The 14,691-nt window shown below is 61.4% G+C and carries 14 protein-coding genes; 6 read left to right on the top strand and 8 right to left on the bottom strand.

Translation table 11 applies throughout. From position 1 onward, the window contains the following. The first annotated feature begins 165 nt into the window (after nt 1-165). Genes HNR59_RS05580 through HNR59_RS05555 form a run of 6 tightly spaced genes read left to right on the top strand, consistent with a single transcriptional unit; the run spans nt 166 to nt 6,729 of the window. Complete coding sequence (locus HNR59_RS05580; protein ID WP_210307208.1) at nt 166-1,059, top strand: DeoR/GlpR family DNA-binding transcription regulator; 894 nt, start codon at nt 166-168, stop codon at nt 1,057-1,059. Continuing rightward, complete coding sequence (locus HNR59_RS05575) at nt 1,059-2,207, top strand: AgaS family sugar isomerase (protein ID WP_183827091.1); 1,149 nt, start codon at nt 1,059-1,061, stop codon at nt 2,205-2,207. The genes HNR59_RS05580 and HNR59_RS05575 overlap by 1 nt, the downstream gene beginning before the upstream one ends. Continuing rightward, entirely contained in the window at nt 2,191-3,117 is a 927-nt protein-coding gene (locus HNR59_RS05570) for an ROK family protein (protein WP_183827088.1), read from the top strand. Before HNR59_RS05575 ends, HNR59_RS05570 begins: the two co-directional genes overlap by 17 nt. Next, nucleotides 3,114-4,436, top strand: a complete 1,323-nt coding sequence (locus tag HNR59_RS05565; RefSeq protein WP_183827085.1) for a class II D-tagatose-bisphosphate aldolase non-catalytic subunit — start codon at nt 3,114-3,116, stop codon at nt 4,434-4,436. Before HNR59_RS05570 ends, HNR59_RS05565 begins: the two co-directional genes overlap by 4 nt. After that, nucleotides 4,433-5,608 carry an N-acetylglucosamine-6-phosphate deacetylase gene (gene nagA, locus HNR59_RS05560; RefSeq protein ID WP_183827082.1) on the top strand — a complete coding sequence of 392 codons (1,176 nt, stop codon included), beginning with the start codon at nt 4,433-4,435 and terminating at the stop codon, nt 5,606-5,608. The genes HNR59_RS05565 and nagA overlap by 4 nt, the downstream gene beginning before the upstream one ends. A gap of 53 nt (nt 5,609-5,661) precedes the next feature. Beyond that, nucleotides 5,662-6,729, top strand: a complete 1,068-nt coding sequence (locus HNR59_RS05555; protein WP_183827079.1) for an ABC transporter ATP-binding protein — start codon at nt 5,662-5,664, stop codon at nt 6,727-6,729. 193 nt (nt 6,730-6,922) lie between these two features. Here the strand turns inward: HNR59_RS05555 and HNR59_RS05550 are convergent, their stop codons facing one another. The 8 genes from HNR59_RS05550 to HNR59_RS05515 form a co-directional block, all read right to left on the bottom strand. Further along, nucleotides 6,923-7,819, bottom strand: coding sequence for an alpha/beta hydrolase (locus HNR59_RS05550; RefSeq protein WP_246374508.1), 897 nt, complete (start codon nt 7,817-7,819; stop codon nt 6,923-6,925). Between the two features lie 8 nt (nt 7,820-7,827). Next, nucleotides 7,828-9,045 carry an MFS transporter gene (locus tag HNR59_RS05545; RefSeq protein WP_183827073.1) on the bottom strand — a complete coding sequence of 406 codons (1,218 nt, stop codon included), beginning with the start codon at nt 9,043-9,045 and terminating at the stop codon, nt 7,828-7,830. Next, nucleotides 9,039-11,231, bottom strand: coding sequence for a TonB-dependent receptor domain-containing protein (locus HNR59_RS05540; RefSeq protein WP_183827069.1), 2,193 nt, complete (start codon nt 11,229-11,231; stop codon nt 9,039-9,041). The genes HNR59_RS05545 and HNR59_RS05540 overlap by 7 nt, the downstream gene beginning before the upstream one ends. Before the next feature lie 140 nt (nt 11,232-11,371). Next, nucleotides 11,372-12,337: a helix-turn-helix transcriptional regulator gene (locus HNR59_RS05535; RefSeq protein ID WP_246374506.1), complete on the bottom strand. Its 966-nt coding sequence runs from the start codon at nt 12,335-12,337 to the stop codon at nt 11,372-11,374. A gap of 682 nt (nt 12,338-13,019) precedes the next feature. After that, entirely contained in the window at nt 13,020-13,832 is an 813-nt protein-coding gene (locus HNR59_RS05530; protein WP_183827066.1) for a transglutaminase-like domain-containing protein, read from the bottom strand. 12 nt (nt 13,833-13,844) lie between these two features. Further along, complete coding sequence (locus HNR59_RS05525) at nt 13,845-14,120, bottom strand: DUF1488 family protein (protein WP_183827063.1); 276 nt, start codon at nt 14,118-14,120, stop codon at nt 13,845-13,847. Nucleotides 14,121-14,172: 52 nt separating this feature from the next. Beyond that, a complete protein-coding gene (locus tag HNR59_RS05520; protein WP_183827060.1) occupies nt 14,173-14,445 on the bottom strand; it encodes a hypothetical protein in 273 nt (90 codons plus the stop codon). Continuing rightward, nucleotides 14,442-14,684 carry a hypothetical protein gene (locus HNR59_RS05515; RefSeq protein ID WP_039194737.1) on the bottom strand — a complete coding sequence of 81 codons (243 nt, stop codon included), beginning with the start codon at nt 14,682-14,684 and terminating at the stop codon, nt 14,442-14,444. The genes HNR59_RS05520 and HNR59_RS05515 overlap by 4 nt, the downstream gene beginning before the upstream one ends. Nucleotides 14,685-14,691: the final 7 nt, after the last annotated feature.

Raw genomic sequence — 14,691 nt, 5'->3', positions numbered from 1 at the left:
GGTTCTCCCCATGGCGCCTTTGTTGTCTGCCCGGCTTTATGATATGTAGTTTTGCGTAATTTTAATTTGTGCGCAACTAGGTTTTGACAAAAATTTTTAACAAAACTATATTCTGCGTCAGGCTGATCGGGCGCAAATATCATGCTGCCGGAATGCGTTCCGGCAATGATGTCATTCCGCGCAGGCGGAGCAGATGAAGTGGAGACCATGTCGCTTTTTGAGAACATCGCCGCCGACGCGCCGCGACTGAGCAAATCGTTTCGCCGGATCGCGGCCTATATCGAGCAGGAGCGCGAAGGCTTCATGAACAGGACCGTGCGCGAGCTGGCGCTCGCCACCGGGGTGAGCGAGCCGACGCTCATCCGATTTTGCCGCCACTATGGATGCAGCGGCGTGCCTGAATTCCGCATCGCGCTCGCCATGTCGCTGGCGGAGCGCAATGCTGCCGACCGCGCGCAGATCTTCGAGCCGCTGATCGAGGACAAGAATGTCGTCAACCGCGCAGCCAAGCGCGCGATCGCCCGGTGCGCGGCTGGCCTGGCGGGCAGCGACCAGCGCATCATCCTCGATTCCGGCTCCACCATGCAGATGATGGCCGAGGAGCTTCGCGAGGGCAGCCCCCTCACCATCCTGACGACCGGCCTCAACATCGTCCAGACGCTGCGCACGGCACGCCAGCACACCATCATCCTGCCCGGCGGCACGTTCCGCTCCGAATCCATGTCGCTGGTCGGCCGCATGGTCGAAACGTCGCTGAGCACGATGCATTTCGACACAGCCTATATCGGCAGCGACAGCATCGATCCGGTCATCGGCCTCAGCACCTTCAATGAGGACGAGGCGCACCAGAACCTCGCCATGATCGCGGCCAGCGAGCGCGTCGTGGTGCTGGCCGACGCCAGCAAGTTCAGTTCGCCGGCCCTGCACCGCATCTGCGGGCTGGACAAGGTGCACACCATCGTCACCGACACCCGCCTGCCCCGGCAGACACGCGATCTCATTCAGGACATGGGTCTGGAACTCATTTGCGCCGACCCCTCGCCGGAAGGAAATGGCTGATGAACGTTCACAAGCTCGACCTGCCCTCCAGCGCCAGCACGACCGAGGAAGAGATCAAGTCGCAGCCGGCCGTATGGGGCGAGTACGCGGCGGAGCTGGCACGGCATTCTGCGGACATCCACGAATGGATCCGCCAGCGCGCGCCACAGGAGATCTGGCTGTGCGGGGCCGGCACGTCCGCCTACATCGGCGAAACCGTGTGCGCCTATCTCGAAGCGCGCACCGGCATCCGCCACCGTGCCATCGCCACGACCAATCTCGTTTCCTCCCCGCAGGACTTCATCGTCACCGACCGACGCGTCCTCGTCGTCTCCTTCGGACGCAGCGGCAACAGTTCGGAAACGACCGGCGTTCTGGACATTCTCGACCGGCACATGCCGGCGGCGGACAGGCTCAACATCACCTGCAACGGTGACAGCGAGCTGGCCCGCCGCAAGGGGCCGGGCGAAGGCGGGCAAAAGACCGTTGTGCTGCCCGCCGGTGCGCACGATCAGGGCTTTGCCATGACGGCGAGCTTTACCACGATGCTGCTGACCGTCCTTGCCTGCCTCGACAAGGCCTCGCCTGCCCTGATCCGCGCCTCGGTGCGGGCACTGGCGCAGAAGGCCGCGGAGACGCTGGGGGCAGTGGAAGCTTTCGTGGCCAGACGGCTTTCCTCGCCTCCGGAGCGGGCAGTGTTCCTCGGCTCCGGCGCGCTTACCGGCATAGCGAGGGAATCCGGACTGAAGGTGCTCGAACTCACCCGGGGCCGCGTCGCCACGGCATGGGAGTCGGCTCTGGGCTTCCGCCACGGACCCAAGGCCATCCTCAACGACAGAACGCTGGTCGTCGCCAACGTCTCCATCCATCCCCATACGCGCCGTTACGATCTCGACCTGATCGGGGAAATCCGCCGCCAGTTCGGAAGCTCCCAACTGGTGGTCGTCGGGCCCGCCGGCATCGGTGCGGACATCGAGCTGGAGCCCGTGGGCAACGACGCGTGGAGCGCGGTGCTCTACGTGCTGCTGCCGCAACTGCTTGCGGTGCGCTGGAGCGAGGCGCTCGGCATCACCGTCGACAATCCGTTCGAGGGTGGCGAGCTGAACCGCGTCGTCTCCGGCGTCACCCTCTACCCCTATGACGGCGACGACGATGTACGGCGGCATTGATCTCGGCGGCACAAAGATCGAAGCCTGCCTGCACGACGGTGGCTTCAACGCGCTCGAACGACGCCGCATACCGACGCCATCAGGCTACGGCGCCCTGATCGACGCACTGGGTGATCAGGTCGAATGGCTGCGCAATGCAGCCGGCGATAGCGGCCTGCGCATCGGCGTCGGCATTCCCGGACTGGTCGACCACACCAGCGGCCTTGCCTATACGGCCAACCTCGCCGCGATGAACAGGCCGCTGGCACAGGATCTCTTCCGGCGCGTCGGAACCCTTCTGCCCGTCGAGAACGATTGCAAGTGCTTTGCCCTGTCGGAAGCCAATGGCGGCGCGGGCGAAGGTGCGGCGACCGTATTCGGCCTGATCATCGGCACCGGCGTTGGAGGTGGCATATGCGTCGATGGCCGCCTGTCGCGCGGCTGGACCGGCCTTCCCGGCGAGGTCGGGCATATCGGCATACCGGCATGGCTGCTCGACGATCTGAAGCTTGAACAGCTTGCCTGCGGCTGCGGCCGGAAAGGGTGCTATGAAACCTATCTGTCCGGCCCCGGCATCGCCCGCATCTCCGCCGCCTTCAACGCCGCGCCCGCAACGGGCGAGACGGTGGCGGCCGGGCTGGCGGCCGGCGATGCAGGTGCCGAACGCACGATCGCCGCTTGGTCGCGCCTGGCTGGCGAACTCATCCACACCCTTCAGCTCACACTGGACCCGGAACGCGTCGTTCTGGGCGGCGGCGTCACGCTGATTCCCGGCATTGCCGATCGCATCCTCCAAGCCTTCGCAAGCGCGAAGCTCGCGCCGACCCGCACCCCCTCGATAGCCCTCGCCCGTTTCGGCGACAGCAGCGGCGTGCGTGGTGCGGCCATGCTGGCGCGCCCGGACCACCAACCTTCACGAGCAAGTTCATGAAAGCCCTGCAAGATGTGATCCGCCGCAACCGGGCCGGGGAGGCCGTCGCGCTTACCGCGGTCTGCTCAGCTCATCCTGACGTCCTCACCGCTTCGCTGCTGCTGGCGCGCGACGAAGGCAAAACGCTGCTGGTCGAGGCCACCAGCAATCAGGTGAACCAGTTCGGCGGCTACACCGGCATGCAGCCCGCCGACTTCATCGCCTTCGTTCACGGCTTCTGCGACCGGCTCGGCGTCGATCGCGGACAGATTCATTTCGGCGGCGATCACCTTGGACCGCAGGCATGGCGGCGCGAGGACTCCGCCACGGCCATGGCCAAAGCCCGCGACATGATGGCCGCCTATGTGCGGGCCGGCTTCACCAAGATCCATCTCGACTGCTCCGAAGGCTGCCGCGGCGAGCCCGCGCAGGTCGGCGACCTGCTTGCTGCAGAACGTGCGGCGGAACTTGCCGAGATATGCGAACGCAGCGCCGCCAACCCTTCCGACATCAGCTACATCATCGGAACAGAGGTGCCGCCGCCCGGCGGGGCGCGGGGCGAAGACGATCACCAGTCGCTGGTGGTGACGACGCCGGAGCGGGCTTCGGCCACCATCGCCTGCCATGCTGCCGCTTTCCGCAAGCGCCGGCTTGATCAGGCGTTTGCGCGTGTGGCGGGGCTGGTGGTCCAGCCGGGCGTCGAATTCGGCCCCGACCATATAGACGTTCTGGATCCGGCCGCTCCCGACGATCTGTCGCGTGCGCTCGACGCTCACCCGGAAATGGCATTCGAGGCACATTCGACCGATTACCAGCCGGACGCCGTGTTCCATGCTCTGGCGCGGCGCCACTTCGCCATTCTGAAGGTCGGCCCCGCCCTCACCTTCGCCTACCGCCGCGCGCTCTACGCCCTCGACGAGCTGGTGCGCCTCTATCGCAGCGACGCTTCCTCCACGCCCCTGCCGGCCGTGATGGAAAACCTGATGCTCGCCCGTCCAGACCACTGGAAAACGCATTATGCTGGCGCCGACGACACGACCATCAGGATCCTGCGTCACTACGCCTATGCGGACCGCATCCGCTACTACTGGAACCTGCCCGAGGCGGTGGCGGCCGTGGCCGCGCTGGAACGGTCCTTCGCCGGGCTGTCACCGGCCGAACCCGCCCTTCTCCAGTATTTCCCGCACGCCGTCGTGGACCGCGCGGAAACACTTCGCGCATCGGGCTATCCGCTCGGCAAGTCCCTGATCCTCGCGGAGATCCAGTCCGCACTGGCTCCCTATCTCTCGGTTGCGCCGCAAGCGGGACAACCCGAACCGGAACAGAAGCTGCGCGCATGAGCGAACCCGGAAGACAGATCACCGGCGGAGCCGGAGATGAAGGCGGGTGGTGGCTGCTGCCCGACCGGCTCTTCGACGGCACAAGGTGGCGCAATGGATGCGCGCTGCATATCGAAGCCGGCCGCATCACGGCGATCATCCCTCAGGGCGCCATACCGTCCACGCAAACGGTGGTTCGCACCGCGCTTCTCGCCTGCCCCGGTTTCGTCGATCTGCAGGTCAATGGCGGTGGCGGCGTGATGTTCAACAACGATCCGTCGCCTGAGGCGCTCGCCATCATCGGCGAGGCGCATCGCCGTCTTGGAACGACGGCCTGGCTGCCGACCTTCATCACCGACACGGCCGACAGGCTCGACATGGCGGTCGATGCCGTGATAGCCACGATGGGCAGGCATGGCGTGGCGGGCATGCATATAGAGGGGCCCCACATCAACGTGGCCCGCAAGGGAACACACTCGGCAGAGCTGATCCGCCCGTTCGACGCCCGCACCATGGCGAGCGCCCGCAGGCTGCGTGAGGCCGGCGTGCCCACCATGCTGACGCTGGCGCCGGAATGTGTGCCCGATGGTGTCATCACAGAGCTTAGGTCCATGGGCGTCGTCGTCTCTGCGGGCCACACCGCCGCAACGGGCTGTGAGACAGAAGCCGCACTCGAAGCTGGCGTCAACTGCTTCACCCATCTTCACAATGCCATGACGCCGATGACCTCGCGCGATCCCGGCGTGGTCGGCAGCGCGCTCGACAGCGCTGCATGGTGCGGCATGATCGTGGATGGTTTCCATGTGAGCGATGCGACGGCGCGGATTTCCCTGCGTGCAAGGAAGCGCCCGGACCGCACCTTCATCGTTTCCGACGCGATGGCAACGGTCGGCGGGCCCGACTCGTTCGTCCTCTACCGCGAGACGATACGCGTCGAAGGCGGCCGCCTCGTCAACCGCAGCGGATCGCTGGCCGGCGCACATGTGGACATGGCTCGTTCGGTCGCCCGGCTGGTGCGGGCAATTGGCTTGCCGCTGGAGCGGGCGCTGGCCATGGCGACCTCCATTCCCGCCGACGCAATGGGCCTTGGCCATGGAATCGGACGGCTGGAGGTCGGCGGCAAGGCCGATCTCCTGCTTCTGGAGCACGACCTTTCGGTCGCCCGCGTGTTCGGCGACGGGCAGGCGCTCTGACGGATGCAGGGCCCGGACAGACGAACGAGAAAAACATAACGAGGGAGAACATCATGGCGCCCGTCACCATCGACAACATTCGCAAGTCCTACGGCAATCTGGATGTGATGCACGGTGTTTCCGTGGACATCGAGGATGGAGAATTCATGGTGCTGGTCGGGCCTTCGGGCTGCGGCAAGTCCACCCTGCTGCGGATGATCGCGGGGCTGGAAAGCATCACCGATGGTTCCATCCGCATCGGCAGCCGCATCATCAACGATGTCGCCCCGAAGGATCGCGACATCGCCATGGTATTCCAGAACTACGCGCTCTATCCGCACATGACCGTTCGCGAGAACATGGCCTTCGCCCTGAGGCTGCGGAAGATGGCGGCGCAGGAGATCGACAAGCGCATCGAACAGGCTGCCGGGATCCTCGGCCTGTCAGCCCTGCTCGACCGGTATCCGCGCCAGTTGTCGGGCGGCCAGCGCCAGCGCGTCGCCATGGGCCGCGCCACGGTGCGCGATCCTCAGGTCTTCCTGTTCGACGAGCCCCTGTCCAATCTCGACGCCAAGCTGCGGGTCACCATGCGCAGCGAGATCAAGTCCCTCCACCAGCGGCTGCGCACCACGACCGTCTATGTCACCCACGATCAGGTCGAGGCCATGACCATGGCCGACCGCATCGTGGTCATGCACAATGGCGTCGTGGAACAGATCGGCACTCCGCTCGACCTGTACGACAGGCCCGGTAACCTCTTCGTTGCCGGTTTCATCGGTTCGCCATCCATGAATTTCATCGAAGGTACTGTTCGCCTCGGGCAGCGAGCGACATTCTCGGGGCCGGAAGGCTTCGCTATGGATCTTGGCGAAGCGCATGGCCTCGAAGATAGGCAGCACGTCGTGCTCGGCATCCGCCCCGAACATCTGACGATCGCTTCCGAGGGGATACCGGCGGAAGTCGCGGTGGTGGAGCCTACCGGCTCGGAAACGCTCGTGATGGCGCAATGCGGCATACAGAATGTCACATGCGTGGTGCGGGAGCGGCTGCCGGTGAAGCCGGGGGACACGATCCATCTCAATGCGAACACCGATGCCCTGCATCTCTTCGACCCGCACTCCGGAGAACGCCTGCTTTCATAATCCGGCGTACGTCCGCGATGCATCAGGCAACGGCACATTGCTGAAGGCGCCGCGGTCCCGCAGATTCTGTGTCCGGATCTCAGAATGTCGCAGTGATGTTCGCCCGAAGATGCGTCCGGGTGACGGCATCAGGTCAAGTGTCAGGGCAGGCGCACGAAGAACCATGAGCCTGCGTGATTGAGCGCGCCCCTTTTTACAGGTGCCGGGATGCATGCTTCATTAACTGCGGCATCATCGCGATAATCGTCGACTGATGGTTCTCACCTTCGCATTCGCGATAGGTGACGGGCGACCCTGTTCTTTCGATCTCTTTCGCCGCATCCCGTGACCCTGCAAGCATCATGTCGCAGATCTCAGAATTGTCTGGTATCTCCTCTTTCCCAACGCAGATGAATGCGCTTGCAGTCAATCTCGAGCCCGGCGACAAAGCTTTCAGTTCTTCCACAATCCGTCCGCCGTCGAACCAAAGAGCGGAGCTGACAGCTGCGTGAAACGAAAATGCGTCATGGCGGATAGCAAATGCATAGAGCGCGAATGTGCCGCCAAGAGAGAGGCCGCATATCCCCCGACGCGCTCTTGCAACCGGATAGCGTGCGCACAGGGCGTTGAGCAGCGGGCCGGTCAGGAAATCGATGAAGTCATCTGCACCGCCGGGCTGATGCCAGGGGAGGCCAAGCGGAGATTTCCAGGTGGGATTTCTCAGAGAGGGAGCCAGATCCCAGGAGCGCCTGCGATGATCGAAGGGAGTGGAGCCGGGATACCCCACACCCACGATCATGAAGGGGGTAACCCCACTGACATCCGGCCATGGCATCTGCAGGCGGGCGGCATCGACTGCGGCGCCAAATATCGCGTTGGCGTCGACGACAAACAGCAACGGATACCCGGACGGCGGCGGCGAGCCGGGCGGCACAAAAACGAAAATCCGATGCTCGCCGCTGGGGCCCGTCGCTGAAAACTCATGCGTGTCGGGCAGTGCGTAGCCTCGCGATACACTATGCAGCAAAGGCTCGCTTACCTTTTCCGACCGGCGGACAACCCGCCACTGGCCGAAAGCCTGCGCGCGATAATGTGCCATGATCTTGAACATGTGCAAAATCATGGGACGGCAACAAGCCCTTTGTCGCGCAGTTGCAGGAAAGCGAACGCGGCTGCCATCGTCGCCAACGCAGCGGCTATCGTGAAAATTCCTGCGTAGCCCAGAGCCCCTGATACCTGTCCCGCTCCAATTCCTCCGATCATCAGGAACACGACCCGGATGGAGGTCATGAACCCGATGTCGGTCGCGGCATGATCGGGCGATGAAAACCGCATGTAGATCTGCCAGTAGGCAATCGCGACAGCCGAGGCCGCGACCACAGCGGCAACAGCCAGTCCAGCTGACAGCGCAGGACCGGAAAAACCTCCAATACCGAGCGTCACGAATATCGCTGCCTTGACGATCAGCAGCGCGCCCAGAACCTTTTCCGTTGATACATATTGCAGAACCTGCCCGGTCAGGAAGGTGACGGGAACAGTAATTGCCAGTGCCAGCGTGTTGAGAAGGAATGTCGCCCGAACCGCGCTGTAGCCGGTATCGACCAGAAATGCGGTCAGCAACACGTCAACGCCTGTCGCAATATCCGACATGAACATCAGCGCCATGAGAAGCGTAACACCTGAGCGAAGGAAGAAGGAACGTGCCGCTCCCGGAGGAGAGGAGGCCTCCTTTCTGCCATCGATGCCTGCCTGCCCCGGAACGCCAATCCGCTCCTGCTGGGTCAGCAGGAATGGCAGGCCTGACAGAAGAATCAACACGACGATGGAAACGACCGCCCATGCCCATGACAGCAGATCAGATAACAGCACGACCAGAGTACCGCCGATCATGGCCCCCGTGATCATGCCGGCGACCTGCATGGCGTTAAGCCTTGCGCGGCCTCGTTCATCAGGCTCAATCGCCACGATCCACCGGCCGAGCACCATTTGCAGGGTCGCTCCGACAAATGAGCAGGCGATTCCAATGACAAAGATGGGCCAGGCAAAGCTTGACGGCGGAAAGGCAATGAGCAGCAGGAATGAACCCGCCATTATAGCCGGCAGATATGCGATCCGTCCGAACAGGGCGCTGAACAGCGTTGCGTCCTGGTCCAGCAACGGGCCCCACAGCCATTTAAGCGCCCAGGGTGCCCACATAAGATAGGCCAGCGAGACAAGGTCCAGTCCGGCACCTGCCTCCCGCAGCAGAGCAGGCAGGCCGATCGCAAAGAAGCTCGCAGGCAAGCCCTGCACCATATTAAGGCAGAAGATGGAAAGCTGGCGCAGGCCCGCTACCATTTTACGCTCCCGCCGACGCCGAACACCCGCCCACGACCGGCAATCACCGCAGTAACCTCCGGTGAATAGGATGCGGCGTAATAGATGGGGCGCTCGTCAAGAAGATTGTTGACGAACGCATTCACGCCGAAGCGCTCATTCTCCCAGCCGATCTTCGCGTTGATCATGTGGTATGCGTCCATCTTCACCGAGTTCTGGACGTCGGGATAGCGCGCTCCAACGAACTGATATGTTGCGTTGGCATAGAAATCACCGCTGACGCCGATGCCTTCTCCCGACATCCGGTAGGACAGACCGAGATTTGCCGTCCATTCTGGCGTATGGGGAACCTGATTGCCTTCGATCGGAAGCGGCAGGACAGGCGTTGGTTGTCCGGTCAGGCGGCTATGCGTATACCCAATGCCGGCATTCACTTCGAAGCCGTAACCGATCTCGGCATTCGCCTGAAGCTCGAATCCATAGCTGCCATAGTCCTGGTTGGCGAAGAACACCCGGGATGTCGCCGCATCGAAGCCGGTCAACTGGCCATCAGTGACGTCATTGTAAAAAACCGAGCCGCTTACGCTAAAACGATGGGAGAGCTGCGCCTTCGTACCAACCTCATAGGTCCAGCCTGTTGTGGGACGGAAAGGCTGGGCGGCGACGCCGTTGGCGGCGTTCTGCAATGTGCGCTCAAAGCCGCCTGAAGAATATCCTCTGGCAATCGAGACATAGGATTTGATCCCCTCCGTCCAGGCATAGGAAAGGGCAGCGCGGCCGGTGAGATAGGTGTCCGAGAAGCTGTTCTCCTGATAGAAGGATGGCACAAGCCCGGGCGCGCCGTTCGAAACGAAGCGTCCCGTCAGCTTCTGCTCGTCATGCGCCAGTCGCAGACCGCCTGAAACCTCGAGCCTGTCTCCGAGCGGCACGGTCGCATCTCCAAAGATCGCATAGGTCTGGCTGACAATATCATTGTCGGTCGTTCCATTGCTGGTCGGCCACATGCTGCTGCTCATCACCCGGTAGGTGTCGAAGTCCGAACGGAAATAGCTCAGGCCTGCAACCCAGTCCCAGCTGCTGTCCTGTGGTGAGTTCAGCCTGAACTCCTGGCTGAATACCCCCTCCTTCTCGTCAACGGTTCCGGCGTCATCATCCGGATCGACGAGCAGGATTGGGTCCATGCCCAGATATTTGCCGAAGACATAGCTGTCGGTAAATTCGTCAAAGGAGTGGACGCGGATATCCTGATAGGACGTAATCGAGGTCAGAGAAAAAGCTTCAAAGTCTTTTTTGATTTCCAGCGTGCCCTGACCGATATCCCGGTTGTTGACCGGGCGGACATCGCTGCCGCTGAGCGGAAAGTGAGGGGTTTCCTTCAGCAGCCAGACAACATTGTTGCGGTCATCGCTGGAATAGCTGCCCGTGATGTCGATGGTGAGCGTTGCGTCCGGCGTATAACGCAGAGAGCCGCGGCCCGCCTTCAGGTCGATGCCGCCTTCCTTGCCGCCGATGATGCCGTTCGGCACGTCGCCGTCAAAATTCTGGTAGAGAAATGCACCTCGACCGGCGAGCATTTCAGGAACGATCCAGCCACCGGCAATAGCCTCTGCCTGCCTGTAGCCATCGGAACCGATCTGTGTGTCGATCCGGAACTCGCGCTCGCCGTCGGCTGCATGCGGGACGACATTGATCAGCCCACCGAGTGCATTGCGGCCGAACAAGGTGCCCTGCGGTCCGCGCAGAACTTCGACGTGATCGATATCAAACAGCGGCTGACTGTATCCGAAGGCGCTGGTCGGCACTCCGTTAATGGCAAAGCCGACCGTGCTGTCCAGCGAGTTCAGCGGCGTTCCGAGCGGGCCCACCCCACGCATTGTGCCATAGCGGTCGGTTGGTCGTGCCAGATCGACAAAGTTCAGATTTGGCGATTGGCGCGATATATCCCCGCCGGCATCCAGGGTCGTGGCCGGAAGGCTGTCGCCCCGCAGGACGGTCGTGCTGATCGGCACGTCTACGTCGGTTTCCGGCCTTCTGCGCGCGGTTATCGTAATCTGGTCGAGAAGAATGGCCCCGGAAGCGTCCACCTGAGCTTCATTCGTATCATCAATCTGCCTATCCTGAGCGAAACCTGCTGACACAGGCAGGATCAGGGTCAGGGCGCAGAGCGATGCACCGTGCAGGAGATGTAGATAAAGCGTTCTCGTCACTGCCGTCCCCGCCAACTATTGCTGAATTTAACCGTCAGCTTTTACTTATTGAGGCATTGGCCCGGTGTCGCGTGACTGGCTGTCGCTCAACGAAATCAGGCTGTCGCGAAACGCAACATCAGCAGGATCATGAGCAAAATCTACTGCTCGGCAGAAGGCGAATGGCCGAAGTGCTTCCGATATGCAGCGGAAAAGGCCGAAGGACTGGCATAACCCACCCGATAGCCTACGTCGCTTATCGAGCCAGCTCTCTCCTGCAACAGGATGCGGGCAATTTCGAGCCGGCGCTTCTGCACATAACCAAGGATTGTCGTTCCGAGCGCCTGTCTGAAAATACGCTGGAGTGTGGTCACATTGGTTCCCACTTCGCGCACCAGTTCCATGGTGGTTGGTGGTGATGTCAAATCCGCGTCGATCCGTTCACAGGCAATCTCCAGCAGTCGGCGATGATGATATGGTATACGCCCCTGCCTCCGCACCTGCGCTGCCATACCGGCGATCTCGATCACCATGGCCAGTGTACTGCTTTCCAGAAACAGCGCCTCCATATCGCCGGCATAGGGATTGTTGATGCATGCCATGGCGATGCGGCTCATGCCCGGCGCCGTCGGTAGCCGGATCGCATTGAAATCCGAACGGAAGAAACCCTGAAGGGCCACCAGACCGTCATCGGAAACAGACTCGCCAAATCTTTCAAAGAAATTTGGGCGCAGGGAGAACCCGCCCATCGTGCAGCGCTGGCCGGACCGCCAGTTTGTCGAGCATTCCCCCAGAGACCCGAACCCGATCAGAACCGGCGCATGCAGCACCTGTGCGACCGCCTCATGTCCGGGGACCTCCATTGGCAAAGAGGTGCCCGCGAGCAGCACACCGCATGTCAGCGACGCGCCGATATCGAAATCCACCCTCCGGTCCTGAAGGTAAGTCAGGTCATAGCCGGTCGCGTAGAGGCCCGTACAGACCTCGATGTCCAGCATACGTCCCTCGAAGACGAGATCGTCGTCTTCAGCTCCTGGAGTGTGATTGGACGGGCGAATACTCGTCGAGAAGCGCAAGGCGCTTCTCGTAAGCTCTTCAAAGGAGAACTGGCGCAGCGCAGTTGCCAAACTGAAAACCCTCCGGATCACAACGCGCAATGCCGACGGGTATGCGGGAAAAATCAGAACGTCTGATCGGCAGAAAGATACCGCATCTGAAGATGCTGCGCCAGCCAGACGAAACAGCTACATCAGGTCTGCTATTGGCAGTCGATATGATTTGTCCGGATGGCTGAACTTACGGCGCAAAACGATCAACCATCCTTCCGGGCGAGAAGCCCCTTTTGGTTCGTAAACGGCCGAGATTGCGCAACCGACGCACCGATGGACCTCGCGCTACAGTTCTCCTCACCACGCAAAACCATCCGCTGGTCGAAAACCGTTTCAGATTGTCGTTTTGAACGGCGCAGTTCGGCTAATTCTTTGAAAAAATTGGCGCGCCAAATACCGCCGATTACCCTCCACAATACGCTCCAGCCGCCGAAACTACGCCTGTAAAAGGGAGAGAGGATAGCCTGTATATCGGAATGCGTAGAAAAGGCGGCGTTTGGCGGTAAAAAAGTTCGAATCGCTTACCGTCGATTAGTCGCCTTGATCCTTCGCAGTAGCCACTTGTGCGGCTGTGAATGGCAGCTGTGCCCCTGATGTCAGCGCCCTAACGAAAATTCAATAGGGGAGCGCTAAAGCGCGCATAGATAGCCTGGACTCGGTCGGGATCTTACCGAGTTTGGGAACATGCACATCGACAGCATCAGCTTGTTCCTGCGATCTCGTAGGTCCATACCCTAAACCCCTTCAGGACGTGTGGTCCGAAGGAATTGACGAGCGGTATGTCGGCTGCGTCACGGCCGCGCGCCACCACGATCCTGCCGATCCGAGGGACGTTGTTGCGCGGATCGAAGGTGTGCCATTCGCCATCGAGGAACACTTCCATCCAGGCGCTGAAATCCATCGGATCGACGACCGGCACGCCGATGTCGCCGAGATGGCCGTTGATATAGCGAGCGGGGATGTTGAGGCATCGGCAGAAGGTTACTGCCAGATGCGCAAAATCGCGACAGACGCCAACCCGCTCACTGAATGTCTCGAAAGCCGTCCGCGTAGATCGAGCCTGCATGTAGTCGAAGCGGATGTGGTTGTGCACGAAGTCGCAGATCGCTTGCACGCGACCCCAACCCGGAGGGATCGCACCAAATAGGTCCCATGCGATCTGGCTGAGCCGATCGGTTTCGCAATAGCGGCTGCCCATGAGGTAAACGAGGCAATCGTCCGGCAGGTCCCACACCGCGAGTTCGCGCGCGCTAAGCAGCACCCTGTCCAGTTGTCCGCTGTCCCGGATTGTTGCGTCGCCCCACATGGTCATGTCGCCAGCCGGCGCGACAAGACGGCGGCAGCGGTTGCCGAAGAGATCGCGGTAGGTCGAGACCGGTACGTCGGGGTTGGTAAACGTCGTTTCCGGCACCGTGATGTCGGCCGCGCGGTCCTCATGGACCGATAGCAGGCAAACCAGGGCGGTCGGCTGCTGACAGGTCAGTGTGATCTCATACCCGTAGCGGATCAGCATCGAGTGATGACTTTACCGGAAATCAGCGGCAGTAAGCGTATAGGAGGTTTGGCGACGATGGGAGTAGGCCTCGCGTGCGACATCTTCGATCGACCTGCGCGCCGAATCGAAAGTCGAAAGATACATCTCCTCCGATAGCTCCATGTTGCGCAATCCTGCTGAGGACTTGGCGAGCGCCTCCACTTCGACAAAGAACGGCACTTCGAACATGCCGTCGTGTCCGATAAAACGAATGGCGTTACGCACTTCGTCGAAGCTCCGGCTGGGGTTCGGAAATTCAAGGGTCATCGTCAATCTGCTCTGGCTGTTTGCAATAGCGGCGGCACACGCAAAAGACCGTTCATTTGCTCTTTGCGTCCCCCTCATTCCGACGATTCAGGGAAAGCATGCCGTCGGTTGCGACCGAGTGGCTAAGGCCGATCATCTCCAGCCCTTCCCGGCTGGCTGGAATGCCGGTGAAGACATGGTAGATGGTCCAGGACCGGTCGGCTTCGATACGGCGGCCATATTGTTCGTCGCCTGGTGTCCGGACAGATGCGCCACCTTCATTGTCCCAAACGCCGATCGCGCGGTCGTGCCGCTCCCGTTCGGTTTCATCTATGTATCGGGTCATGATCGTGGCCTTTCTCTAGTGGTCACGTCGGCATCAATGATGCCGGAAAATAGCGCGTTACCGGATAAGTCGGTGATCGCGATGGCGTCGGGCCGTTGAGGCATATCGAGCGTCTGCGAAAGCAGTTGCGCAATCTCAATGGCGTTAGCGAGATCGACGGCTTCTACCGCCTCTCGGCCCACGACGGCATGAGCGTCATCTGTCTCCCGCGTGCGGTAAAACTCGATGACAACTTTCATGGCGCCC

Source organism: Aquamicrobium lusatiense (assembly GCF_014201615.1).
Lineage (GTDB): Bacteria > Pseudomonadota > Alphaproteobacteria > Rhizobiales > Rhizobiaceae > Mesorhizobium > Mesorhizobium lusatiense.
This window is presented reverse-complemented; position numbering and strand designations above follow the sequence as displayed.